The 26,064-nt window shown below is 38.5% G+C and carries 19 protein-coding genes; 16 read left to right on the top strand and 3 right to left on the bottom strand.

What is annotated here, in order from left to right; translation table 11 throughout:
* Window positions 1-8: 8 nt before the first annotated feature.
* Window positions 9-1,931: an ABC-F family ATP-binding cassette domain-containing protein gene (locus tag CP367_RS06725; RefSeq protein ID WP_061204449.1), complete on the bottom strand. Its 1,923-nt coding sequence runs from the start codon at window positions 1,929-1,931 to the stop codon at window positions 9-11.
* Window positions 1,932-2,106: 175 nt separating this feature from the next.
* Here CP367_RS06725 and CP367_RS06720 point away from each other — a divergent pair, with 175 nt between their 5' ends.
* Complete coding sequence (locus CP367_RS06720) at window positions 2,107-2,742, top strand: redox-sensing transcriptional repressor Rex (RefSeq protein WP_005720571.1); 636 nt, start codon at window positions 2,107-2,109, stop codon at window positions 2,740-2,742.
* Window positions 2,743-2,779: 37 nt separating this feature from the next.
* Here CP367_RS06720 and CP367_RS06715 read toward each other — a convergent pair whose 3' ends face one another.
* Both CP367_RS06715 and CP367_RS06710 read right to left on the bottom strand, forming a co-directional pair.
* Window positions 2,780-3,766, bottom strand: a complete 987-nt coding sequence (locus tag CP367_RS06715; protein WP_089147823.1) for a LacI family DNA-binding transcriptional regulator — start codon at window positions 3,764-3,766, stop codon at window positions 2,780-2,782.
* 15 nt (window positions 3,767-3,781) lie between these two features.
* The gene (locus CP367_RS06710; protein WP_005720567.1) at window positions 3,782-5,239 is read right to left on the bottom strand and encodes a sucrose-6-phosphate hydrolase; all 1,458 of its coding nucleotides are present in this window, start codon (window positions 5,237-5,239) and stop codon (window positions 3,782-3,784) included.
* A 211-nt stretch (window positions 5,240-5,450) separates the two neighbouring features.
* On the opposite strand from CP367_RS06710, the gene CP367_RS06705 reads away from it, so the two are divergent.
* From CP367_RS06705 to alaS, 15 genes are all read left to right on the top strand, one after another.
* The gene (locus tag CP367_RS06705; protein WP_005720565.1) at window positions 5,451-7,400 is read left to right on the top strand and encodes a sucrose-specific PTS transporter subunit IIBC; all 1,950 of its coding nucleotides are present in this window, start codon (window positions 5,451-5,453) and stop codon (window positions 7,398-7,400) included.
* Window positions 7,401-7,555: 155 nt separating this feature from the next.
* On the top strand, window positions 7,556-8,524 hold the full coding sequence (locus CP367_RS06700; RefSeq protein WP_005728606.1) for an NlpC/P60 family protein: 969 nt from the start codon (window positions 7,556-7,558) through the stop codon (window positions 8,522-8,524).
* A gap of 45 nt (window positions 8,525-8,569) precedes the next feature.
* Window positions 8,570-9,085 carry a hypothetical protein gene (locus CP367_RS06695; RefSeq protein ID WP_089147822.1) on the top strand — a complete coding sequence of 172 codons (516 nt, stop codon included), beginning with the start codon at window positions 8,570-8,572 and terminating at the stop codon, window positions 9,083-9,085.
* A gap of 181 nt (window positions 9,086-9,266) precedes the next feature.
* Entirely contained in the window at window positions 9,267-9,551 is a 285-nt protein-coding gene (groES, locus tag CP367_RS06690; protein WP_005720560.1) for a co-chaperone GroES, read from the top strand.
* A gap of 53 nt (window positions 9,552-9,604) precedes the next feature.
* Window positions 9,605-11,230: a chaperonin GroEL gene (groL, locus tag CP367_RS06685; RefSeq protein ID WP_005720558.1), complete on the top strand. Its 1,626-nt coding sequence runs from the start codon at window positions 9,605-9,607 to the stop codon at window positions 11,228-11,230.
* 258 nt (window positions 11,231-11,488) lie between these two features.
* On the top strand, window positions 11,489-14,065 hold the full coding sequence (mutS, locus tag CP367_RS06680; protein ID WP_089147831.1) for a DNA mismatch repair protein MutS: 2,577 nt from the start codon (window positions 11,489-11,491) through the stop codon (window positions 14,063-14,065).
* Entirely contained in the window at window positions 14,065-15,990 is a 1,926-nt protein-coding gene (mutL, locus tag CP367_RS06675) for a DNA mismatch repair endonuclease MutL (RefSeq protein ID WP_089147821.1), read from the top strand. Before mutS ends, mutL begins: the two co-directional genes overlap by 1 nt.
* Window positions 15,990-16,577: a Holliday junction branch migration protein RuvA gene (ruvA, locus tag CP367_RS06670; RefSeq protein ID WP_005720553.1), complete on the top strand. Its 588-nt coding sequence runs from the start codon at window positions 15,990-15,992 to the stop codon at window positions 16,575-16,577. Before mutL ends, ruvA begins: the two co-directional genes overlap by 1 nt.
* 39 nt (window positions 16,578-16,616) lie before the next feature.
* Complete coding sequence (ruvB, locus tag CP367_RS06665) at window positions 16,617-17,636, top strand: Holliday junction branch migration DNA helicase RuvB (protein ID WP_180707121.1); 1,020 nt, start codon at window positions 16,617-16,619, stop codon at window positions 17,634-17,636.
* A gap of 59 nt (window positions 17,637-17,695) precedes the next feature.
* On the top strand, window positions 17,696-18,088 hold the full coding sequence (gene yajC / locus CP367_RS06660) for a preprotein translocase subunit YajC (protein WP_013085872.1): 393 nt from the start codon (window positions 17,696-17,698) through the stop codon (window positions 18,086-18,088).
* Between the two features lie 103 nt (window positions 18,089-18,191).
* Window positions 18,192-19,643 (top strand): glucose-6-phosphate dehydrogenase, encoded by a 1,452-nt coding sequence (gene zwf / locus CP367_RS06655; RefSeq protein ID WP_089147819.1) that lies wholly within the window; start codon window positions 18,192-18,194, stop codon window positions 19,641-19,643.
* Window positions 19,636-20,754: a DNA polymerase IV gene (dinB, locus tag CP367_RS06650; protein WP_173636644.1), complete on the top strand. Its 1,119-nt coding sequence runs from the start codon at window positions 19,636-19,638 to the stop codon at window positions 20,752-20,754. The genes zwf and dinB overlap by 8 nt, the downstream gene beginning before the upstream one ends.
* 63 nt (window positions 20,755-20,817) lie before the next feature.
* Window positions 20,818-21,774, top strand: coding sequence for a bifunctional oligoribonuclease/PAP phosphatase NrnA (locus tag CP367_RS06645; protein ID WP_023488881.1), 957 nt, complete (start codon window positions 20,818-20,820; stop codon window positions 21,772-21,774).
* A complete protein-coding gene (locus CP367_RS06640) occupies window positions 21,767-23,128 on the top strand; it encodes a DEAD/DEAH box helicase (protein ID WP_089147818.1) in 1,362 nt (453 codons plus the stop codon). Before CP367_RS06645 ends, CP367_RS06640 begins: the two co-directional genes overlap by 8 nt.
* Before the next feature lie 242 nt (window positions 23,129-23,370).
* Window positions 23,371-26,010: an alanine--tRNA ligase gene (alaS, locus tag CP367_RS06635; protein ID WP_089147817.1), complete on the top strand. Its 2,640-nt coding sequence runs from the start codon at window positions 23,371-23,373 to the stop codon at window positions 26,008-26,010.
* The last annotated feature ends 54 nt before the right edge of the window (window positions 26,011-26,064 follow it).

Below are 26,064 nucleotides of genomic sequence, written 5' to 3'. Positions count from 1 at the left end.
TTATACTTTTATTCAAAATTGTCCATTTCTTCGATTGCCTTTTCCCAGGCAGAATTTGCTTCATCTAATTTCTGTTGTACATCAGAAAGTTGTTCTTGCAGTGGCCCCAATTTATCAAAGCTTGAAGCAATTTCTGGATTGGCCATTTCGGTTTGGATTTCTTGCTCTCGTTCTTCAAGCTGTTCAATTTGTTTTTCTGCATTATCAATTGCACGCTGCAACTTTCTCTTTTGAGAATCACGTTGCTTTTGCTCTTGGTAAGAAAGTTTTTGCTGGCTAATTTGTTTGCTTGGCTCGACTTCTGTCTCAGCGGCACTATTTTCAGCCATAGCTGCTTGTTTTGCCTTCTCATCAAGATAATAAGAATAATTGCCATCGTAGACTTTAGCATGCCCATCGCGAACTAAAACAATCTTATTAGCTAGTTGATTGATAAAGTAACGGTCGTGGGAAACAAAGAGCAGGGTACCATCAAAGTCTTTTAAAGCTTTTTCTAGTACTTCTTTTGCTTCGATATCTAAGTGGTTAGTTGGTTCATCCATCAGTAAGAAGTTATCATGTTCAAGTGATAAAACAGTTAAAGTTAACCGTGCTTTTTGTCCACCAGATAATTGACCTACCGTTTTATCAATGTCTTTAGCTGTGAATAAAAAGCTGGCTAAGATTGACCGTACATCGCGTTCAGGCATGGTTTTGTGACGATCCCAAACAGTATCCAATACAGTCTTAGATGGATCTAGTCCTTGTAATTCTTGGTCGTAATAACCAATCTCAAGGGATGCGCCATACTTAATTGAGCCACTCTTGGGCGTTAATTGCTTCATAATAGTCTTAAGCAGAGTAGATTTACCGATTCCATTTGGTCCAATAATCGCGACGCGATCTCCTTTATTAATCTGGAAGGAAATATCTTTAACCATGGTTTTATCGGGATAACCAATCGTCAAATCGTTGAAAATTAATACTTCCTTGCCAGAAGGATGATCGCTTGAAAAATGAATCCGTACCTTATTTTTATGTTTAGGTGGAGTAATCCGCTCAATTTTTTCTAGTTTTTTACGCCGACTTTGTGCACGCTTAGTGGTAGTTGCTCGAACCAAGTTTTTTTGGATAAATTCTTCATCTTTTTTGATTTCAGCTTGTTGCTTTTCATAAGCGGCTTCTTGGTCCTTATCACGTTGCTCGCGCTGCATGACATAGGCTGAATAGTTGCCCTTAAAAGCAGTTAATTTACCAAATTCTAGTTCAAAAATTTGGGTTGCTAAATGATCTAAGAAATATTGGTCGTGGGAAACCACGAGGATTGCACCACTGTAATTCTTTAAAAATCCTTCCAACCAATCTAGGGTATCTAAATCTAAGTAGTTAGTTGGCTCGTCCAATAACAACAGAGCAGGTTTGCGTAAAAGTAATTTAACGAAAGCTAACCGTGTTTTTTCACCACCGGATAAACTACCAATCTTCTTTTGCCAAGTGTCTTCAGGAAACTTAAAGCCATTCAAGATACTTTTAATATCAGATTGATAAGTATAGCCGCCTTTTTGTTCAAAGTTGAATTGCTTTTGATCGTATTGCTTAAGCAATTCTTGATCTTCAGGATGATCTGCAATTTTTTCTTGTAGTTGGACTAAGCTTTTTCCTTCCCTTATTAAAGGAGCGAAAACGGTTTCCATTTCATCCCAAATGGTTTTATTTTCATCTAATGCATTTTCCTGAGCGATATAACCAACATCAATGCCTTTATTAACTGTAAATTCGCCGTGAGTTGGTTCTTGCTCACCAGTCATTATTTTTAACAGGGTGGTTTTACCAACCCCGTTAGGGCCAACCAATCCGATTCTGGCATTGGAATCGATTGAAAAATTAACATTTTTGAATAATGTGTTGGCCCCAAATTGTTGTTCTAAATCGTGTCCTTGTGCAATAATCATAATTTTTCACCTAACCACTATTCTACCATATAGCGCAAATTGTTTGTTTTTAAGTTAAATATGTGAAAAAAATGATAATTTGTGAAAAAGATACTTGCATAAGTACTATCATAGCAGGTATGATAGAAGTGCTTGATTGTACATTCACAAACATTTAAGTTTGGAGGGTTCCTATATGGAAAAAATAAAAATCCCAAAAGCAACGGCAAAAAGATTACCATTATATTACCGTTATTTGATTATTTTAAATGAAGAAGGCAAAGATAAGGTTTCTTCAACTGAGCTGTCAGAGGCAGTTCAAGTAGATAGTGCTTCAATTAGAAGAGATTTTTCATACTTTGGTGCGTTGGGAAAACGTGGCTATGGATATGATGTAAAGAATTTATTGAGCTTCTTCAAGAAAATTTTGAATCAAGATACTTTAACTAATGTTGCTTTAATAGGTGTAGGTAATCTGGGACGGGCGCTGCTTAATTACAACTTTAAGCGCAGTAATAATATTCGAATTTCCTGTGCTTTTGATATCAATAAGGAGATTACTGGTCGTATCTTAAGTGGTGTCCCCGTTTATGACATGGACGACTTAAAGCAACAACTAAGTGATCAACAGATTACAATTGCAATTTTGACAGTTCCTTCAACAGCTGCTCAGAAAACTACAGATGAAATGGTTGATGCGGGTGTAAAGGGAATTATGAACTTTACTCCGATTCGTTTATCAGCTCCAGCTGATGTGCGAGTACAAAATGTAGACTTAGCAACCGAATTGCAAACGTTGATCTATTTCTTAGATAGTGACAAAGAAAACTAAATTTGAGTAAAAGAAAAAGCCGATTTTCGGCTTTTTTTCATGCAGTTGTTTCACTCTTGATTAATTTGACAGGCAAAATATAATTCTTTTGGCGCAATTTTTCGTCGGGATTGGAAATTCGGGTAAGCAATAACTTAACCAATAAAGTTGCAATATCATGAATTGGCTGAGCAATTGTGGATAGTTCCGAATGGTAAGTTTGAATTTGCTTTGTTCCGTCAAAACCAATCACTTTTAATTCCTTAGGCACTTTAATGCCTAATTTTTTTGCTTCTTGTAAAACTAAAACTGCAGTTAAATCATCTGTGCAGACGACGCCATCAGGATGATCATTGACTAACATGTCATGAATTTTCATATTTTTAATGTTGGAAGAATCAGAAAAAGCAACTGAACGAATGTGGGCTGAAAAGTGACATTCCTTTGCTTCATCAAGATAAGCTGCTAGTCGTTCGTCAGTCGGATTACCTTTTCTGTGTTCATTGCCCAGAAAGTAAATTTTGTGACAACCAGTTTGAACCAAGTCATGTACTGCCAACTTGATGCCTTGATAATTATCACAACTAACAATTGGAACATTATCAGATAGCTTTCGGTCGAAAGAGACAATTGGCAAACCTAGTTGTTGGTATTCATTGATACCTAGATTGTGCGCACCAGCGATAATGCCATCAACTTGATTAGCCTGAAGCATGCGCAGATATTCGCGTTCTTTTTCTTTGTTTTGTCCTGCATTGCATAGGATTACTTTATAGTTTTGTTGGAATAAAGTGGTTTCGATATCCTGTACTAATTCCGCAAAAAAAGGATTAGTGATCTCAGGAAAAATCAAACCGACTAATTTCATTTTCTTTCCTTGTAATGAGCGGGCAATAGAATTGGGACGATAATTTAATTCCCGCATTGCGGCAAAAACTTTATCTTTAGTTTTTTGACTTAAATAGCCATGGTTGTTGATTACCCGCGAAACGGTAGTTACAGAGCAACCGGCTTTTTTGGCAACGTCGCTTAATTTTGCTGCCATAGTATCACCTGATGTTTAAAGAATTGTTTGCATTTGCCAAAGCTTGCCAGTGTAGTCAATGTCTTGAGCAAACGCAATTTTTTTGTTGGTCTGATCGGCAAAGTAGCGTCCAGTCAATACCTTTTCACCATCATTAACGAATACTTCGATTAATGAATGATCAACAAAGATATCAAGCTTGAGGTCATGATTTGGTGAAAGCGTAATAGCTCGACTTTCGCCATAATCAACTGCTACTTTTTGCCCAGCATGAGCACGATCTAATACTAATTTACCATTTTTGGTATCGAAATTGAGCTGTAAACTGTTACTTAAGTCATTATTTGCAGCTAAATGTAAAGTGCCACTTTGGTTAGCCTTAATTGTTAATTCAAGTTCAAATTGTTGGCCGGCTTGATCGCTGACTACTTGATTAGATATGCTTGCTTCGTTTTTGCGGATACTGCTTATTGCCTTAACTGGCGTTTGAATTAACTTGTCACTCTTTAGGTGGAGTTCCTTCACTTGACTCAAGCAGTTAGCCCAGTTTTCATCATCAGTAGGGTAAGTAGTGTCAGGCAAGCCAACCCAACTGACTTCGTAGGCATTACCATCTGGGGCGTTAAAGGCCTGAGTGGCATAAACATCGAACCCGTGATCCAAATTGTGTAATTTACCTGGATTAATTAACTTATGATTTTCCCAGTCAATATCATCAGCAATAACGTACATATTTGGGTAAATGTCATCATAAGCTGCTACTTTTTTGTCTAAACCCTGAGGACAGAAAATGACCACGACTTTGCCATCAACACGGACGATGTTGGGACACTCGATCATGTAGCCCATGTCTTCGTTGGTAAAGTCTAAGAAGCCCAATTCTTCCCAGTTCTTTAGATCCTGAGACTTCCAAACGTCAATGTGACCGTGTTTTTCCTTTTTATCTTGGGCACCTAAAATTGCGTAGTAAGTGTCATTTTCTTTGATAATTTGGGGATCGCGAAAATGTTCGGTGATGTGATCTGGATTCTTAAATAGGATGGTTTTGTCTGAAACTTTATTATTTTTATCCATCCAAGCACCGATTTGATAAGGAGTACGTACCCAATTTTCATCGCGGTGGTTACCGGTATACATGATGAAAAGCTTACCATCGATTTCGCGAGCAGAGCCAGAATAAGCTCCATGTGAATCAGCCATTGTGTCTGGTTCAATACCTAAGCCTAAGTTTTCCCAGTGAACCATGTCAGTTGATTTGAAGTGCCACCATGACTTTAGACCGTGAACTGCGCCGAATGGATATGATTGATAGAAGAGGTGGTAAGCACCATCAAAGTAGGAAAATCCATTAGGGTCATTAATTAAGCCAGAAATAGGATGCAAATGATAGCGCATTTGGTAAGGTGAGTTTGCGGCTTGTGCTTGCAAATGCATTAATGTATCAGCGTCCCAATCTTGATAAGGTAAGTAACGTTTTTCTCTTGTCCATTCCATAAATATGCCTCCATGAAAGCGTTGTCTTTTTACATGTATTTTAAGTTAGTCTGAAAAATATGTCAAACGTTTAACAGAAAGAAAAATACTTAGTAATTCATAAGTAAATAAAAGAAATAAAGAATTTTATGTCAAACGATTGACATATTTTTTGAATGCGTTATCATAATTAGTGAATTGAGAATAAAACGTTTACATAGGAGGAATCAATATGGACCACAGAAAAGTGGCTGAACGAGTAATTAAAGACGTCGGCCGTGACAATATTATTGCCGGTGCCCACTGTGCTACTCGTCTGCGTTTAGTATTAAAAGATGATTCAAAAGTCGACCAAAAAGCATTGGATAATGATCCAGATGTTAAGGGTACTTTTAAAACCAATGGTCAATATCAAGTAATTATTGGGCCAGGGGATGTTAATGACGTTTACGATGAGTTCATTAAAATCACTGGTTTAAAAGAATTATCAACTGATGACTTAAAGAAGGTTGCAGCTGAAGGTAAAAAGAAGAATCCAGTAATGGATTTCATTAAACTTTTGTCTGACATCTTTGTTCCAATCATTCCAGCCTTAGTTGCTGGTGGTTTGTTGATGGCTTTGAACAACTTCTTGACTTCACCAGGTCTGTTTGGACCAAAGTCAGTTGTTCAGATGGTACCGAATGTTGCTGGTATTTCAAGTATGATTCAAGTTATGTCAGCAGCTCCGTTTATTTTTATGCCAATTCTAGTCGGAATGTCGGCAGCTAAACGGTTCGGTGCTAACCAATTCTTGGGTGCTACAATCGGAATGATTATGACGACACCTGGACTCCTTGGTGCAAATCACTTCTGGGACATTTTTGGCTTGCATGTTGCGCAAACTAACTATCAATACCAGGTTATTCCAGTTTTAGTAGCTGTTTGGGTATTGTCAATTTTGGAAAAGTACTTCCACAAGCACTTGCCATCAGCTGTTGACTTTACCTTTACGCCACTTCTTTCAATTATGATTACTGGCTTTTTGACTTTTACAATTATTGGGCCAGTCTTCAAAGGCGTATCAGATGGTATTACCAATGCTATCGTTTGGCTATATGACACTACTGGTGCCTTTGGGATGGGTGTCTTTGGTCTTACCTATTCAGCTATTGTTACTACTGGGCTTCATCAAAGTTTTCCAGCGGTTGAAACTCAGCTTTTAGCAGCCTTTGCTAAGAATCCAGCCAGCTCTGGTGACTTTATCTTTGTTACCGCATGTATGGCTAACGTAGCTCAAGGTGCCGCAACTTTCGCTGTTTACTTCTTAACTAAGAACAAGAAGATGAAGGGCTTGGCTAGTTCATCAGGTGTTTCAGCACTTCTTGGTATTACTGAACCAGCACTTTTCGGTGTTAACTTGAAGTATAAATTCCCATTCTTCTGTGCCTTAATTGGTTCAGGTGTAGCTGCTGCTTTTGCGGGCTTGATGCATGTTACTGCAGCCGCTCTTGGTTCAGCTGGTTTCTTAGGCTTCCTTTCAATTTATCCTAAGACTATTCCAATGTGGGTTGTTTCCGTATTAATTAGTTTTGCTGTTGCCTTCATCCTTACTTATGTTTATGGTAAGGGTCATTTGAAGGAAGAAGTTGCTGAACAAGATGTTCCAGTAAACGACGCAACTGATTATGCTGAAGAAACTCAAAAGGCTGAAAAGCTTGGTAAGGAACAAATGGCATTAAAGGATGAAGTTATTGCTTCACCAGTTGATGGTACTCCTGAGAGTTTAACTAAAGTTAATGATCAAGTATTCTCTGCTAAGTTAATGGGTGATGGTGCAGCCGTTATTCCAAGTGATGGTACGATCTATTCACCAGTTACTGGTACTGTGACTATTGCTTATGAAACTAAGCATGCTTATGGCATTAAGTCAGACGATGGTGCAGAAGTATTGATTCACATTGGTCTTGATACTGTAAACCTTAAGGGCGAGCACTTCGAAAGTTTCGTTAAGCAAGGTCAAAGAGTTAACAAGGGCGATAAGCTCGGCACAGTTGACTTAGATGCTGTGAAGAAGGCAGGCTATGATACTACTGTCATGGTAGTAATTACTAACACTGCCAACTATGCAAATGTTTCAAGAATTACTGATGCGGGTGACAAGCACGGCGACAAGTTGATTGCTGTTACTGCACACAATTAGTTTCTTCTACTCCTCTAGAAAAAATTAAAACAATTAGAATAAAAGACGCTAAGAAAGATTGTTTCTTGGCGTTTTTTAGTACTAAGTGTTGCACTTCAATTTTAAGTTTGAGTAAAATGTTCTCTATAAAGAAAAACAAAGTGAGGGTATGTTTTATGAAGTTAAAAAGTGGAGTTATTGGAGTATTAGTAACTGGATTAACTGTCTTTAGCATTAATCTAACTAGCTCTAAAATAAAGGCAGCGATAACAGTGCCTAATCCTAAGACAGATTATGTAGTTAAAACTACTTCTAATGTGTATAAGAGTAATGGTAAGAGGACCAGTTTTAAGACACGTGGTCAGATACAAACCGGTAATGTTCCAGTAATTGAATCACAACTATATGAAGGCAAGTTCATTAATGTGCAAGGAACTAAGACGATTAATGGTACTGCTTATTATAAGATCGGTCCTAACGCATACATTAAACAAAATAATGTTTTAAATTATGCTCAAGAAAAAGCAAAGCTTGAGGCATATCAGGCACAAGATGATGTGAATGATGATTCAGATCAGTCAACAGAATTAAGCTCTGATGATGTGAATTTTGACATAGCTTGGTATGACAATATTAATGAGGATCCATCTCCAGCGATGTTCGATGATTCAGGATATCATAATAGAGTGATTAAGAATGCTCGTAAATTATTAGGCTATTTCACTTATGGAACAGGTGCATACCGAACTAATTTTGGCAGTTGGCGTCATCCTAATAAAAACGGTTCAACTGATTGTTCAGGATTTGTGTGGATCGTAATGAAGAGAGCAGGATATCGTGTAGGAAATGCTCCATTTTTTACTCTGCCAATGGAACGAGATGCTAAAAGTACTCATGGCTATTTGAAGAAAATTTCTGCCAAGAATATTCGCCCAGGTGATATTGTGATTGTTAATACTGGCAATGGTGTTGGTCAAAACGGACATGCAGCAATTGTTGATGGCAAATATGATGGTTGGGACACGCAAATTATTGAAGAGGGCGGCAACTTAGGTGTAGATGATGTGCACCGCTCTAGTTTAGGTAGCTCACTGAGCGATAAGCTGGCCAAAGGTCGAATCACTTATGCTCGCCCCGTTAAATAGTATGCTCTATGCTATAATTTTGCTAATCAATAAAGGATAATAAGAATGAAAAAGAACAGCACGCTTAAACATGTCTGGATTATGACGGCTGTCTATTGGGTAGTAGGTATTCTAAGTATTTTCTGGGGTAAGCTTGATCATACTTTTGCGTCTCAATTAAAAGAGATCAATAATATTTACGTGTTAGTTTTAATAATTATCTTAAGCTTGCCGCTACTTTTATCGCTGTTATTGTCGGTTAAAGTAAAAATGCCACGTTTGATCTGCAATCAACTAGTTGCTGTAATTTATCTATTAGTGGTAATTGCAGCAGGTGTAGCATATAACTTACAAAATATTATTGGCTACTTCTTCCCAATCATTCTCTTCATTATTATGGCGCTAGTTGCTGTTTTCTATGCTTTGGTTAAGACTTTTAGCAGCAGAAAAAGTGGTAAATATTTTTTTATTGATGGTAAAGATAAGAAAGAATGCCATGATTTCTGGGATGCTTATAAGAAGTACTATGTAATGGGATTAACTTACGGCATTATTGATGGTTTGATTACTGTAATTAGTTAAAAAAGTTAAGAAAAATCAAAATTAGCACTCAATTGAAAAAAGTGCTAATTTTTTCTTGCTTTTTTTCACAAAACAGTTTATTATCATATTTGTAAGTTAGCACTTAGCAAATAAGAGTGCTAATGATTAATAAAGTAATAAAAAATATAATGAAGAAAATTAAACATAAGGGGGACTAAACGTGTTACAACCAATTGGTGATCGCGTGATCGTTAAAGTTAAGAAAGAAGAAGAAGAAACTGTTGGTGGCATCGTTTTAGCATCAAATGCTAAGAAGAAGCCAACTGAAGGCGAAGTTGTAGCTGTTGGTGAAGGTGCTTACGCATCAAACGGTGAAAAGATTCCAATGGCTGTTAAGAAGGGTGACGTAGTTCTTTACGATAAATACTCAGGCACTGACGTTGAATACGAAGGTGAAAAGTACTTAGTCCTTCACGAAAAAGACATTTTAGCTATTGCTAAGTAATTTAGTTAAAATTTCCAACGATAATTAAGTAAATTAAGGAGCATAGATAATATATGGCAAAAGATATTAAATTCTCAGAAAATGCAAGACGTTCTCTTTTAAAGGGTGTTAATAAGTTAGCTGATACTGTTAAGACTACTATTGGTCCTAAGGGTAGAAACGTTGTTTTGGAACAAAGTTACGGCAACCCTGACATCACTAACGATGGTGTTACCATTGCAAAATCCATCGAGTTAAAGGACCACTACGAAAACATGGGTGCTAAACTTGTTGCTGAAGCTGCTCAAAAGACTAATGATATTGCTGGTGACGGTACTACTACCGCAACTGTTTTGACTCAAGCAATTACTAATGAAGGTATGAAGAACGTAACTGCTGGTGCTAACCCAGTTGGCATTCGTCGTGGTATTGAAAAAGCTACTGAAGCTGCTGTTAATGAATTGCACAAGATTAGCCACAAGGTTGAATCAAGAGACCAAATTGCTAACGTAGCTGCAGTTTCATCATCTTCAAAGGAAGTTGGTAACTTAATCGCTGACGCTATGGAAAAGGTTGGTCACGATGGCGTTATCACTATTGAAGATTCACGTGGTATCAATACTGAACTTTCAGTAGTTGAAGGTATGCAATTTGATCGTGGTTACTTATCACAATACATGGTAACTGACAACGATAAGATGGAAGCAGATCTTGATAATCCTTACATTTTGATCACTGACAAGAAGATCTCAAACATTCAAGATATCTTGCCACTTCTTCAAGAAATTGTTCAACAAGGTAAGTCATTATTGATCATTGCTGATGACGTTACTGGTGAAGCTCTTCCAACACTTGTATTGAACAAGATTCGTGGTACCTTCAACGTTGTAGCTGTTAAGGCTCCTGGCTTTGGTGACCGTCGTAAGGCTCAGTTACAAGATATTGCTGCTTTGACTGGTGGTACTGTGATTACTGATGACTTAGGTCTTGAATTAAAGGACACTAAGATTGATCAATTAGGTCAAGCTCGTCGTGTAACTGTAACCAAGGACTCAACTACTATTGTTGACGGTGCTGGTTCAAAGGATGCTATTCAAGAACGTGAAGATTCAATCAGAAAGCAAATTGAAGAATCAACTTCAGACTTTGACAAGAAGAAGCTTCAAGAACGTCTTGCTAAGTTAACTGGTGGTGTAGCTGTTATCCACGTAGGTGCTGCTACTGAAACCGAATTGAAGGAACGTCGTTACAGAATTGAAGACGCTTTGAACTCAACTCGTGCCGCTGTTGATGAAGGTTACGTTGCTGGTGGTGGTACTGCTTTAGTAGACGTTGAGAAGGCTATCAATGATCTTAAGGCTGATACTGCAGATGAAAATACTGGTATCCAAATCGTATTAAGAGCTTTGTCAGCACCAGTTCGTCAAATTGCTGAAAACGCAGGTAAGAATGGTGAAGTTGTTTTGAACCACTTACTCAAGCAAGAAAACGAAATTGGCTACAATGCTGCTACTGATACTTGGGAAAACATGGTAGATGCTGGTATCATTGACCCAACCAAGGTAACCAGAACCGCTTTGCAAAATGCTGCTTCAATTGCCGCTCTTCTGCTTACTACTGAAGCTGTTGTTGCAGAAATTCCTGAAGAAAAGCCAGCTAACCCAGCTCCACAAGCTGGTGCACCAGGAATGGGTATGTAATTATATATCTTAATGCTTTAGCATTTAGATATATAATTCTTGATTACGAAGTAATCAAGTTCATTTACAGTGCTTTAGCACTAAACTTATGCACAAACTCTCACTCTAGTTCAAAAACAAATATAATTAAAATGACTTCGAAGTTAAACAATCAGTTCAGCTTCGAAGTTTTTCTTTTTGTAGCGTATAATATTGTACGTAACTCTATCTAAAATACGAAATAGGAAAGAGACATAAATGACGGAAAAAACAACTCCAATGATGGAGCAATATTACGAAATTAAAAAACAATATCCTGATGCCTTTCTTTTTTATCGCGTCGGAGACTTTTACGAACTGTTTGAAGATGACGCAGTTAAAGGTGCACAGATTCTTGAATTGACTTTAACGCACCGATCAAATAGAACTAAGAATCCAATTCCAATGGCAGGTGTGCCTCATATGGCTGTGGATACTTATGTAAATACTTTAGTTGAAAAGGGTTATAAAGTAGCACTTTGTGAACAACTTGAGGATCCTAAAAAGGCCAAAGGCATGGTTAAACGGGGAATTATTCAATTAGTGACGCCGGGAACCATGATGAATGAAGGCCCAAATGATGCTAAAGATTCAAATTACTTAACATCAGTAATTACCACTAAGAGTGGCTTTGGTTTAGCCTACAGTGATTTATCCACTGGTGAAATTTATGCTACTCATTTAAAGAGTTTCGATGCTGTTTCCAATGAGCTCTTGTCACTTCGTACTCGTGAAGTTGTGTATAACGGGTCATTATCTGAACAAAACAAGGACTTTATGCACAAGGCAAATATTACGGTTTCAGCACCTACACCAATTGAAGGTGAACATGCTGAAATTTCTTATGTTGAACAGAATTTGACTAATGGGGCTGAAAAAGAGGCTACCCGTCAGTTAGTTGGCTATTTGCTTTCAACTCAAAAGAGAAGTTTAGCGCACTTGCAGATTGCCAAAAGCTATGAAGTAAATCAATATTTGCAGATGTCACATACTGTGCAGAATAATTTGGAATTGGTTGCTTCTGCCAAAACTGGCAAAAAAATGGGTTCACTTTTCTGGGTTTTGGATAAAACACACACTGCCATGGGTGGACGCTTGCTTAAGCAGTGGCTAGCTCGTCCATTATTAAACATGGATGAAATTAACCATCGTGAAGAAATGGTGCAGGCCTTGCTTGATGGCTACTTTACACGAGAAAATGCAGTTGATGCCTTAAAGGGTGTTTACGACTTGGAACGTTTAACTGGTCGAATTGCTTTTGGTAACGTTAATGCGCGCGAATTACTACAATTATCACGTTCTTTGCAGGCCGTTCCAGTTATTTTAGATGCTTTAGAGCAATCAGATTCAGATATCTTGGTCGATTTTGCTAAAAAAATTGATCCATTAAAGGGCGTTGCCGAAATGATTACTTCCACTATCGTGAAGGATCCACCTGTGTTGACTACTGAAGGTGGCCTGATTCAAGGTGGGGTTGATCCGCAGCTTGATCGCTATCGGGATGCCATGAACAATGGAAAAAAATGGTTGGCTGAGATGGAAGCAGATGAGCGGCAAAAGACAGGTATTGATAACTTAAAGGTCGGTTATAACAAGGTCTTTGGCTATTATATTCAGGTTTCTAACGGTAACAAGTCTAAGGTGCCACTTGATCGTTATACGCGTAAACAAACTTTGACTAACGCTGAGCGTTATATCACACCGGAACTCAAGGAACATGAGAATCTAATTCTTGAGGCACAGACACGGTCAACTGACTTGGAATATGATTTATTTGTTAAGCTGCGTGAGGACGTTAAGAAGTATATCCCTGCTTTACAAAAATTAGGTGGGCAACTAGCAGCGCTGGATGTTTATTGTGGTTTTGCGACAGTAGCTGAACAAAATAATTATTGCCGGCCAACTTTTCACGCAGATAATCAAGATATTAATGTGACTAACGGCCGTCATCCAGTTGTGGAAAAAGTAATGACGGCTGGTTCATATATTCCTAACGATGTCAAAATGGATGAAGGAACCAACATTTATTTAATTACAGGTCCTAACATGTCTGGTAAGAGTACCTATATGAGACAAATGGCTTTGATTGCGATCATGGCTCAAGTAGGTTCCTTTGTGCCAGCTGATAGTGCTGATTTGCCAATTTTTGATCAAATTTTTACAAGAATCGGAGCAGCTGATGACTTAATTTCAGGTCAAAGTACCTTTATGGTAGAGATGAGTGAAGCTAATGAAGCCTTGCAGTATGCTACTAAGCGCAGTTTGGTTCTCTTTGACGAAATTGGTCGTGGTACGGCTACTTACGATGGAATGGCTTTAGCTGGTGCAATTGTTAAGTACTTACACGACAAAGTGGGTGCTAAGGCATTATTTGCTACGCACTATCATGAATTGACAGTGATGGATGAGACTCTGGATCATCTGAAAAATATTCACGTTGGTGCTACCGAAGAAAATGGCAAGTTAATCTTCTTGCATAAAATCCTACCTGGACCTGCTGATCAAAGTTACGGAATTCATGTAGCTCAATTAGCAGGTTTGCCGCGCAACGTTTTGCGAGAGGCAACTAAATTATTAAAGCGGCTTGAAGCACAAGGCAGTGAACTAGCACCAGTTTCGCAGCAATTAGATTTATTTGCAGAGCCTGTGGAAAACAGTGTTGAAGAAACTGAAACACAAAATGACAAGCCCGCAATAACTGATGCACAACAAGATATACTTGATGATATTTCTAATCTTTATTTAGCAGATAAGACACCGTTGCAGGTTATGCAAATGGTAGCTGATTGGCAAAAAGATTTAAAGGATGACGATTAATGAGCAAAATTCATGAGTTATCGGAAACTTTAACTAATCAGATTGCAGCCGGAGAAGTAATTGAGCGCCCAGCTAGCGTAGTTAAGGAATTAGTAGAAAACTCGTTAGATGCTGGTGCTACTCGAATTCGCGTTGATTTTGTAGATACTGGTTTGAAACAGATTGTAGTTCAAGACAATGGGACGGGGATTGCACGTGATCAAGTTGATCTAGCCTTTACCCGACATGCGACAAGCAAGATTGCCAATGAACACGATTTATTTAAAGTTTCCACTTTAGGCTTCCGCGGAGAAGCATTAGCTTCGATTTCTGCTGTTAGCCATGTGGAAATTCTGACTGCAACTGAAAACGCAATTGGTATTCGAGCTAACTATAGTGGAGGCAATAAAAAAGGCCAAGAAGATGCAGCGGCTCGTAAGGGAACAAAAATTACAGTCAAGGATTTGTTCTTTAACACGCCAGCCAGATTAAAGTATTTGCGTAGTCCAAGAACTGAAATTATGAAGATTGTGGATATTATTAATCGACTTGCGTTAGGTTATCCACATGTGTCTTTCACTTTGTCAAATACTGGCAAAATTTTATTAAGAACGCCAGGAAATAATAATTTAAAGCAAACAGTTGCCAACGTGTATGGCCGTCATATCGCAGAAAAAATGGAAAAATTTGAGGCAAAAGACAGCGATTTTAAGATTACAGGTCTGATGTCTAAACCGGAATTAACACGTTCTACACGCAATTTTATTTCGATTCTCTTAAACGGCCGCTATATTAAAAATTTTCAATTAAATACTGCGATTCTGGATGGCTATGGCTCAAAATTAGCAGCGCGGCATTATCCGATTATTGTGTTAGCAATTAAAGTAGATCCTTTGTTAGTGGACGTTAACGTGCATCCCACTAAGCAGGAAGTTCGTTTATCCAAGGAAAAAGAACTGGGTCGTTTAATCACCAGTGCAATTAGTAATACACTTGTGGAAAAAGTTGAACAAATTAGCGCTTTTGCTAATTTGGAAAATAAACGTGATACGCTAGTTGATCAGCTTAGTTTTAACTTAAATCAAGATGTTGTAAATACAGCTCGTAAAAAAGAACCGGAAATTCGCGAACAAGAAAAGCCAAAATTTTTAACGATTGAATCTGATGATTCAGAAGATAATATTCAAAATGAGGCGGTAAAGCAGGATAGTGAAAAGAAATATGTTGATCTTAATCAGCCACGTGAAGATGATCAATATATCGTTACTAAGACTTGGAAACAAAATGTTGCTCTGCAGCAAGCACTAACGCCATTTCCTACAACTAGGACTAATCAGGAAGTCATTTCAAGTGGGGATGAAACTTTAGCTAATAATCTGCCTCGCTTGGTTTATGTTGGACAGACCGATACTTATTTACTTGCCCAACATAATGGCGACCTATTTTTAATTGATCAGGTTGCTGCTAGACGAAGGTTAAAATTTGAGCAAATTTTTCACATGATAACTGCCAAAAAAGTAGTACAACAAGGTTTGTTAACACCAATTATTTTAGAATTTGGTAATCTTGATTTTATGCAAATTAAGGATCAAGTAGAACAGATTAAGCAGGTTGGAATCTATTTGGAAGATTTTGGACAAAATAGTTTTATTGTTCGTTCGTATCCAACTTGGATTCACGATAATGTCGAAGATTCAATTCGGAAGATTTTAGATGGTTATTTGAATGTGGATAAAGGAAAGGCAAAGAACCTGTTTAGCCGGATAGCAGCAATGCAAGCTAAGCGAGAAATTACTGGCAAGATTAAATTATCTGCAGCTGAAGCTGAGCAAATTTTACTTGATTTACGCAAGTGTACTGATCCATATCATGATGCAGATGGACGGATAATTTTGGTTAGAATGAGCCAAAATGAATTGAGAAAAATGTTTAAGAAGGATGAATAATGTACGAATATTTTGAAGGTGTGATTACTGTGGTTACACCAAGCTATGTTGTAGTTGATGTCGGGGGCGTTGGCTACAAGGTCTATAGTCCTACACCTTTTGCCTATACTCAAGGCCAAAAAGCTAAGGTCTTTATTGAGCAAGTGGTGCGTGATACTGGCATTACTTTATATGGTTTTCAAAGTCAAGATGATAAGGGCTTGTTCTTAAAACTACTTAGTGTTAGCGGGATTGGTCCTAAGAGTGCAATGGCAATCATGGCAGCTGAGGATAGTAATTCTTTGGCGGAAGCGATTGAACAAGGTGAAGTTAAGTACCTAACTCGTTTTCCAGGTGTGGGTAAAAAGACGGCTTCACAAATTGTGCTTGATTTGAAGGGTAAATTAGGTGATTATGTTGCTCGGCTTGATCGTCCAGACAATGGTGAGAATGTGCCGCCAGCATTAAATGATGCACTGCTTGCTTTAATTGCTTTGGGTTATACCCAAAAAGAAGTGGATCGGATCACGCCTAAACTGGAGAAAGTTGCTGCAAATACTGCAGATCAATATATTAAAAAGGGCTTAGCATTACTGCTTAAAAAGTAGATCTTGGTATAATAGAACAGATGATTATTTTTTAAGGAAGTGAAACTGGTGGCAAAAGATCAAGTAACTTCAGGTGATATTGAGAATCCTGAAGAACAACAAATGGAACTTTCTTTGCGGCCGCAAACGCTCGACCAGTACTTAGGTCAAAAGCGGGTCAAAAAAGAAATGAGCATTTATATTAAGGCGGCGCGCCAACGTGATGAAGCATTAGATCACGTTTTGCTTTATGGACCACCGGGGTTAGGAAAGACAACTTTGGCTTTCGTAATTGCCAATGAATTGGGAGTTCATTTAAAGAGTACAAGTGGTCCGGCCATTGAAAAGTCAGGCGACTTGGTGGCACTTTTGTCCGACTTAGATCCTGGGGATGTTTTGTTCATTGATGAAATTCACCGTTTAGCTAAACCAGTAGAAGAAGTACTCTACTCTGCAATGGAAGACTACTATATCGATATTGTGATTGGCGAGGGGCAGACTACTCATGCAGTTCACGTGCCGCTGCCACCATTTACTCTAATTGGGGCAACGACTTTGGCTGGGCAATTGTCAGCACCTTTGCGTGATCGCTTTGGCATCGTAGAGCACATGCAGTATTACACTATCGATGAGCTAGAACAAATTGTTTTGCGTTCAAGTGATGTTTTTCACACTTCAATTGCGCCTGAGGCGGCCCATGAATTGGCACGACGCTCGCGTGGTACACCTCGTGTTGCCAATCGCTTACTTAAGCGGGTGCGTGATTTTGCGGAAGTTAAGGGAGAAAAAACAATTTCGCTCGAGACTACTGAAGGCGCGTTAAAACAATTGCAGGTTGACGATGAGGGACTTGATCAGACAGACCGCAGATTATTGAGAACGATGATCGAAGGATATAATGGTGGTCCTGTTGGTATTCGGACTTTGGCAGCTAATGTTGGTGAAGATATGGAAACGATTGAGTCACTATATGAGCCATATTTGTTGCAGCATGGTTTTATTTTACTCACGCCGCGTGGCAGAATGGTGACGGATAAAGCATATTTACAGTTAGGATTACCAATTCCAGGTGATAAATAGTCCCATTTTCTGTATAATGGTTATAATATCTAGAAAATAATTTTAATGAGGTGGAAATTTTGAACATTTTATTTTTAGCAAATGCCGGTGCTGCAGCAAGTAGCAACTGGATGATGATCGGTTTATTTATTATTTTGATCGCTTTCACTTACTTTGGTATGATTCGTCCTCAAAAGAAGCAACAACAACAAAGAATGCAAATGATGGACAAATTGAAGAAGGGTGACGAAGTCATCTTAGTTGATGGTTTGCATGGTAAGGTTGACAAGATCAACAGTGATAAGACTATCGTGGTTGATGCAGATGGCATTTACTTAACTTTTGAAAGAATGGCTGTCCGTCGTGTGATTCCAGTTGCTGCACCAGCAACTCCTGCAGCTGAAACTAAGGCTGAAGCTCCAGCAGAAAAGCCGGAAGAAAAAGCAGACGAAACTAAAAAAGAGGATAAGTAATCATATTACTTAAGAGCGTCATTTTAGGCGCTTTTTGTTTTGCTAAAAAAATCCTTGTTGTAAAATAGAAGTGACAATTTTAGTTCAAAGAAAGGGATCTGAAATGAAGAATATTCCCGTTGTAATGATTATTTTTGGTGGTAGTGGTGATTTGGCTCATCGCAAGCTTTATCCAGCTTTGTTTAATTTGTATGAACAAGGCTTAATTCACGACAACTTTGCAGTAATTGGAACTGCTCGTCGTCCTTGGTCACATGAGTATTTGCGTGAGCAGGTTAGTGATGCTATTCATGAAACGCACGATACTGTTGATGAAAATGAGTTGAAAGCTTTTGCAAGTCATTTTTATTATCAATCACATGATGTAACTAATGTGGAACACTATGAGATTTTGAAAAACTTGGCACAAGAGCTCGATGATCGTTATAGTGCACAAGGCAATCGTCTCTTCTACATGGCTATGGCACCAAGATTCTTTGGCACAATAGCAACGCATATTAATGACCAAGACTTGACTGGTAGTGGCTTTAATCGAATTGTAGTTGAAAAGCCATTTGGTCATGATTTGGCTTCAGCAGAGGAATTAAATAAGCAAATCACGGCTTCATTTGATGAAAATGATATTTTTAGAATTGACCACTATTTAGGTAAAGAAATGGTTCAAAATATCATGCCAATGCGTTTTACTAACCCAATGGTTCAAAATATTTGGTGCAGCAAGTATATTAAGAATATCCAAGTTACCTTGGCAGAACGTCTTGGCGTGGAAGCACGTGGAGGTTACTATGATACTTCAGGTGCTTTACGTGATATGGTACAAAACCATATTTTTCAAATTATTACTCTGCTAGCAATGCCAGAACCGAAGGATCTTTCTTCTGCTAGTGTTCACCAAGCCAAGCAAGATTTGCTTAAGAGTTTAATTATTCCTACGCCAGATGATGTCAAGAAATACTTTGTTCGTGGTCAATATTTGGGTAGTGATACTACTTTTGCTTATAAGCAAGAGCCAAATGTTGATCCAGAGTCAACTACTGAAACCTTCGTTGCAGGTAAAGTTAAGTTTAATGAGGGACCAATTGCTGGCGTACCAATTTACTTTAGAACGGGTAAGGAATTCAAAGAAAAGAAGAACCGGATTGACATTGTTTTAAAGCATATTAATAATCCATATGGGCAAGATCATTCTAACAATATTACGATCGTGATTGACCCAACTAGTGAAATTTACTTTACTATTAATGGCAAACGAATTGACCAACCAGGAATTCGCCGTGAAAACTTAACTTATGAATTTTCAAAAGCCGAAATGGCTAAGGTACCTGATGGTTATGAAAGATTGCTTCATGATGTTTTTGTCAATGATTCAACTAACTTTACGCACTGGAGCGAATTGAAGCGTTATTGGGAATTTATCGATGCAGTTGAAGATGCTTGGCAGAAGGAAAATGAAGCAGGCAATCCAGCCATTGCACAATATTTGCCATACAGAATGGGGCCAAAGGAAGCTAATACAATCTTTGAGTCACCAACTGAACATTGGATTTATGAATAAAGAAAATTTATTACCGCAAAATGACATCCATCGTCGGATTATTCATCTGGACATGGATGCTTTTTACGCTTCGGTTGAAATGCAGGAGCATCCCGAATGGAAAAATAAGGCATTGATTGTTGGGCAAGATCCACGACAAAATGGTGGACATGGAGTAGTGGCTACTTGCAATTATGTAGCTCGTAAGTATGGCGTTCACTCAGCTATGGCCGCAATTCAAGCAGTACGTTTGGTTCCCAAGGAGCTAATAGTTTTTACTAGACCACGATTTGATAAATATCGTGCAGTGTCAGCTAAAATCCATTCTTTTATGCATGATGTGACAGATCAGGTTGAATCAGTGGCTTTAGATGAAGCTTATCTAGACGTGACACATCCAAAGATAGAGCAGGAGTCTGCAGTTCAAATTGCTTTAGATTTACAGAAAAGGATTCGGCAAGAAGTAGGCTTAAACTCGTCTTTTGGCGTTTCCTATAATAAGTTTTTAGCTAAAATGGGATCAGAATACGCCAAACCGTTTGGTCGAACCGTAATTTTGCCTAGTGAAGTGCAGAACTTTTTAGCAATGCAAAAGATTGAGAAGTTTCCTGGTATTGGACCGAAGACGCAAGAAGAGCTGCATCAGATGGGTGTTTATACTGGGGCAGATTTACAAAAAGTTGAGGTTTTAACCTTAATTAAAAAATTTAAGAAAATGGGGTATATTTTAGCCCAACATGCACGTGGAATAGATTTAAGACCTGTTGTTACAGACTCAGAGGCTAATCGAAAATCAATTGGCATGGAGCGGACTTACGAGCCTGCAATTTATACTGAGGATGAAGCCCTAACCAATATTCGTAACTATTGCAATCATTTGGAAGCAGCATTAAAAAAACGCAATTTTAAGGCAGGTACTGTTGTTATTAAAGTAAGAAATAATAATTTTGATACGGTAACCAAGAGAAAAAAGTTGAAAACACCTTCTGATAGTCACTTAGATTTTTATGATGTGGCTCGTGACTTGTTCGAAGCAACAAGTTCCTTTTTAGATGATGGAATTCGTTTATTGGGAGTCACTGTAACTGACTTTGAAAAGAAAAAATATCAATCAATCAGTTTGTTCGACTAATAAATAAAGCTATTTTTCTGGTAAACTAGATACAGATATTTTTACAAGATGAGGAGATTAAAAATGAGTAGTTTTGATGACATTTATGAAAAAATCTTGCAATATCCTACAATTATCTTGCACCGCCACACTAGTCCTGATCCAGACGCAATTGGTTCACAAGCTGGTTTAGCTAGAGCATTAATGGAAAAATTCCCGGACAAGCGCATTCTTTGTGCTGGGGAAAACGATGAAGGCGACTTAGCTTGGATTAACCACATGGATCAAGTCAAGGCAACTGATTACGAAGGTGCTTTGGTAATTACTACTGATACCGCTAATACACCAAGAATTTCTAATAAGTTGTATGATAAGGGTGACTTTTTAATTAAGATTGACCACCACCCAGATGTTGATCCATATGCTGATATGAGTTACGTAGATCCAGATGCTCCAGCAGCATGCCAAATCATTGTAGACTTCTTGAATGAAGAGGGCTTTAAGATTACCAAGGAAGTTGCTTACCCACTTTATGCTGGAATTGTAGGCGATACCGGTCGTTTCATGTATCCAGAAACTTCAGAGCATACTTTTAAGGTGGCTGCTCAATTAGCTTCTACTGGAATTAACATTACTGAAATCGCTCGTAATATTGCTGATGTAACTTTTGATGAGGCAAAATTGCAAGCCTTGGCAATGGACAAGATGGAAATTGATCCCGTTGGTGCAGCTTATACAATTTTGATGCAGTCAGACTTGAAGAAGTTAGGTTTGACTGATGATCAAGCAAATGTTGCTGTATCTACTCCAGGACGTATTAAAGATGTGCTTGCTTGGAATGTTTTTGTTGAAAAACCAGATGGTACTTTCCGCGTACATTACCGTTCAAAGGGTCCTGTAATCAATGAATTAGCTGCTAAGCATGATGGTGGTGGTCATGCATTAGCTAGTGGTGCTAACGCTAAGGATATGGACGAAGTAAAGCAGGTATTTGCGGAAGTCGTTGAAGTAACTAAGAAGTTTAAAGAAGATCATGAATAATATTTTTATAGATTCAAGAATTAAACCAACTATTCAGGCTGGTTTAAAGAAGATCCATTTTGAAAAGCCAACTAAGGTGCAGGAGAAAGTTATTCCTGCTATGTTGTCTGACTTGAGTGTAGTAGTGCAAGCAGCAACTGGTTCAGGAAAAACGCATGCTTATTTAGTACCAATTTTTAATGAAATTGAAGAAGATAAACGCTATGTTCAAGCAATCGTTACTTTGCCTAGTCGTGAATTAGCCGATCAGCTTTATCAAGTAGCACGGCAGCTCCGTGATGCGGCAGGGATGCATTTTTCAATTGCACATCTTGCGGGCGGAACTGATCGTGAACGTCAATTAGAAAAGTATCAAAATAATACTCCACAATTGGTGATTGCAACTCCAGGACGTTTGTTAGACTTTGTTCAAAAGAAGGTTTTTGCAGTTGATCAAGTAAAAACTTTTGTTATCGACGAAGCTGACATGACCTTGGACATGGGCTTTTTGAACGACATTGATCAAGTTGCTGCTAAATTGCCGAAGGATGTCCAAATTGCTGCCTTTTCAGCAACTATTCCAGTTAAATTGTCTAACTTTTTACGCAAATATATGGCTCATCCTGATGAGATCGTTATTGATAATCCTAGTGTTATTGCGCCAACGATTAAAAACGATTTGCTTGATATTGGCTCAAAGGATCGCAAGAATGTCTTGTACAAATTGTTAACTATGGGACAACCATATTTGGCGTTGGTTTTTGCTAACACTAAGCAAAAGGTCGATGAGTTGACTAATTATTTGCAAGATCAGGGTTTGAAGGTAGCTAAAATTCACGGTGGGGTAACTGAACGTGAAAGAAAGCGTACTCTGCGTCAGGTTGAGCAAGGACAGTATCAATATGTGGTAGCTAGTGACCTAGCTGCTCGTGGCTTAGATATTGATGGTGTTAGTCTGGTTGTCAATTATGAAATACCACGTGATATTGAGTTCGTGATTCACCGGATTGGCCGGACGGGGCGTAATGGCTTATCTGGTCATGCGATAACTTTAATTCGTGAAGAAGAAATGAACCGAATTGAAGAATTGGAAAAGATGGGTGTTCATTTTGACTTCGTTGAAATTAAAAATGGTGAATTAATGCCACGTAAACACTATCGCAGTCGTGAAAATCGTCAAAGCAAGAATCGTAAGCTTGATACCAAGCTGGTGGGTTACGTTAAAAAAGAGAAGAGAAAGCGTAAGCCAGGTTACAAGAAGAAGATTAAGCGTGCGATTCAAGAGGATAATCGTCAAAAACGTAAGTTGGAACAGCGTCATGAGGTTCGTAAGGCAAAACGTTTAAGAAAGCGCAAGCGTGAACAAGGGCTTTGACAGAAGCGGATTTTGTAGTACAATTATTTCAGCTTAAGATATGTTTTTTGATCAATTATTTCAAAGAGAGAGCCAGTTAGATGAGAATGGCTTAATAATAGTCAAAAAATGCTCCTTTAAGTTTCATAATTAAGAATATCAAGAGGTAACAAACACTGTTGCAATCAAGGTGGTACCGCGCGTGGAGCGTCCTTGAAGAAAGCAATAGTGTTTTTTATTTATTTTTAGGGAGATTTATTTTAATGAAGAAACTAAATAGTTCAGAGTTTCGCCAAATGTTTTTAGACTTCTTCAAGGATCATGGTCACATGATTATGCCAAGTGCATCATTAATCCCACAAGATGACCCAACTCTTCTTTGGATTAACTCAGGTGTTGCTACCATGAAGAAGTACTTTGATGGCTCAGTTGTACCAAAGAATCACAGAATTACTTCATCTCAAAAGTCAATCAGAACCAACGATATTGAAAATGTTGGTAAGACTGCACGTCACCAAACTTTCTTTGAAATGCTTGGTAACTTCTCAGTTGGTGACTACTTTAGAGATGAAGCTATTCCTTGGGCATGGGAATTCTTAACTAGTCCTGATTGGCTTGGCTTGCCAAAGGAAAAGCTTTACTGTACTGTTTATCCAAAAGATGAAGACTCATTTAATGTTTGGGTAAAGGCAGGGATGCCAGCTGACCATATTGTTAAATTAGAAGACAACTTCTGGGATATTGGTGAAGGTCCATGTGGTCCAGATACTGAAATCTTCTATGACCGTGGTCAAGAAAACAACGACGTAGCTGAAGACGATCCAGAAAACTTTCCTGGTGGTGAAAATGCCCGTTACCTTGAAATTTGGAACATCGTATTTTCACAATACAACCACTTGCCAAATGGCAAATATGTCGATCAACCACATAAGAACATCGATACTGGTATGGGACTAGAACGTGTTCTTTCAATTTTGCAAGATGCTCCAACAAACTTCGAAACCGACTTGTTCTTGCCAATTATTCACGCCACTGAAGAAATGACTGATGACAAGAAGTACGGCGTTAACAAGGAAGACACTACTGCTTTCAAGATTATCGCTGACCACGTTCGTGCCGTAAGTTTTGCGATTGCTGATGGTGCGCTTCCTTCAAACTCGGGCCGTGGTTATGTTCTTCGTCGTTTGATCCGTCGCGCAGACTTGAATGGTCAACGCTTAGGAATTAAGGGTGCCTTCCTTTACAAGTTGGTTCCAGTTGTTGGAAAAATCATGGAAAGTCACTACCCAGAAGTTATGGATCAACGCGGCTTTATCGAAAACGTTATCCAAAACGAAGAAGAAAGATTTCAATCAACTCTTGATACTGGTTTGACTTTGCTTGACGACTTAATCGACAAGGCAAAGAATTCTAAGGATAAGACCATTTCAGGTAAAGATGCCTTCAAGATGTTCGATACTTACGGCTTCCCATATGAATTGACTTTTGAATCAGCACAAGATGCTGGCCTTAAGGTTGACAAGAAGGGCTTTGACGCAGAAATGGCTGCTCAAAAAGAGCGTGCACGTAAAGCTCGTGGTGACCTTCAATCAATGGGACGTCAAGATGTAACTTTAATGAACATTAAGGATAAGTCAGTCTTTGAACGTGATACTTACGAAGAACCACATGCAAAGCTAGTTGACATTGTTGTTGATGATAAGTTGGTTGATAAGGCCGATGGCGAACATGCTACTTTGGTCTTTGACAAGACTCCATTTTACGCAGAACGTGGTGGTCAAGTTGCTGATCATGGTAAGATTTATAACCAAAATGGCGAATTAGTAGCTGAAGTTACTGACGTCCAACACGCACCTAACGACCAAAACTTACACTTTGTTGACCTTATTTTGCCAGTTGAAAAGGGTCAAGAATACGTATTGAAGTTAGATAAGGAACGTCGTGAAGGGTTACGTCACTCTCACTCAGCAACTCACCTTCTTCACGCTGCTCTTCGTCAAGTCTTAGGTGAACACACTCACCAAGCTGGTTCATTAGTTGATCCTGACTACTTAAGATTTGACTTTACTGCAATGGAACCAATGACCAAGCGTGAGCTTAAGACCGTTGAAGAATTGGTTAACCAAAAGATTTGGGAAGCTATTCAAGTTAAGACTACTATCACTACCCCTGAAGAGGGTGAAAAGATGGGTGCTTTAGCCCTCTTTGATAGCAAGTACGGTGATAAGGTTCGTGTTGTTCAAATGGGTGACTTCTCAAGTGAATTCTGTGGTGGTACTCACGTGGACAATACTAACCAAATTGGAATCTTCAAGATTACTTCAGAATCAGCTGTCGGTGCTGGTATGCGTAGAATTGAAGCTGTAACTTCTAAGAAGGCTTATGAATACTTGGCAAACCGTTCAGACTTACTTGATGATATTCAAGAAGAAGTTAAGGCAACCAAGCCAGATAACATTGTCGATAAGATTGATTCACTTGAAAGTGATTTGCACGATGCTCAAAAGCAAGTTGAAACTTTGAACAAGAAGATCAATGCTGCTAAGGCTGGTCAAATCTTTAATGACGTTAAACAAGCTGGTGACTTGACTGTCATTGCTGCTACTGCAGATGTTAATGGGATGAATGACTTGCGTGAACTTGCTGATAGCTGGAAGAGCGGCAACAAGTCTGATGTTTTAGTTTTAGCTGCTGAAAATGCTGGCAAGGCTAATATGATTATTGCCTTAGGCCAAAAGGCATTAGACAAGGGCCTTAAAGCAGGTAACTTAATCAAGATCGCTGCCCCAATCTTTGGAGGTGGCGGTGGCGGCCGTCCAAACATGGCTCAAGCCGGTGGTAAGAATCCAGAAGGCTTGAATGATGCTATTAAGGCAGTTATTGACGAAATTTCTAAGAACTAAGAATTAATTAATTGTGTTTAAGCTTTTTTTCAAGTAAAATTGTTGACAGGAGGA

This window comes from Lactobacillus sp. UMNPBX16 (genome assembly GCF_002553775.1).
In the GTDB taxonomy this organism is placed as follows: Bacteria; Bacillota; Bacilli; order Lactobacillales; family Lactobacillaceae; genus Lactobacillus; species Lactobacillus crispatus.
Note: the sequence above shows the minus strand (reverse complement) of the source record. Positions and strands in the feature narration are given on the sequence as shown.

Coding starts and splice junctions, on each gene's coding strand:
- CP367_RS06725 (WP_061204449.1), bottom strand. CDS start 1,931: ATGATTATTGCACAAGGACACGATTTAGAACAACAATTTGGGGCCAAC.
- CP367_RS06720 (WP_005720571.1), top strand. CDS start 2,107: ATGGAAAAAATAAAAATCCCAAAAGCAACGGCAAAAAGATTACCATTA.
- CP367_RS06715 (WP_089147823.1), bottom strand. CDS start 3,766: ATGGCAGCAAAATTAAGCGACGTTGCCAAAAAAGCCGGTTGCTCTGTA.
- CP367_RS06710 (WP_005720567.1), bottom strand. CDS start 5,239: ATGGAATGGACAAGAGAAAAACGTTACTTACCTTATCAAGATTGGGAC.
- CP367_RS06705 (WP_005720565.1), top strand. CDS start 5,451: ATGGACCACAGAAAAGTGGCTGAACGAGTAATTAAAGACGTCGGCCGT.
- CP367_RS06700 (WP_005728606.1), top strand. CDS start 7,556: ATGAAGTTAAAAAGTGGAGTTATTGGAGTATTAGTAACTGGATTAACT.
- CP367_RS06695 (WP_089147822.1), top strand. CDS start 8,570: ATGAAAAAGAACAGCACGCTTAAACATGTCTGGATTATGACGGCTGTC.
- groL (WP_005720558.1), top strand. CDS start 9,605: ATGGCAAAAGATATTAAATTCTCAGAAAATGCAAGACGTTCTCTTTTA.
- mutS (WP_089147831.1), top strand. CDS start 11,489: ATGATGGAGCAATATTACGAAATTAAAAAACAATATCCTGATGCCTTT.
- mutL (WP_089147821.1), top strand. CDS start 14,065: ATGAGCAAAATTCATGAGTTATCGGAAACTTTAACTAATCAGATTGCA.
- ruvA (WP_005720553.1), top strand. CDS start 15,990: ATGTACGAATATTTTGAAGGTGTGATTACTGTGGTTACACCAAGCTAT.
- zwf (WP_089147819.1), top strand. CDS start 18,192: ATGAAGAATATTCCCGTTGTAATGATTATTTTTGGTGGTAGTGGTGAT.
- dinB (WP_173636644.1), top strand. CDS start 19,636: ATGAATAAAGAAAATTTATTACCGCAAAATGACATCCATCGTCGGATT.
- CP367_RS06645 (WP_023488881.1), top strand. CDS start 20,818: ATGAGTAGTTTTGATGACATTTATGAAAAAATCTTGCAATATCCTACA.
- CP367_RS06640 (WP_089147818.1), top strand. CDS start 21,767: ATGAATAATATTTTTATAGATTCAAGAATTAAACCAACTATTCAGGCT.
- alaS (WP_089147817.1), top strand. CDS start 23,371: ATGAAGAAACTAAATAGTTCAGAGTTTCGCCAAATGTTTTTAGACTTC.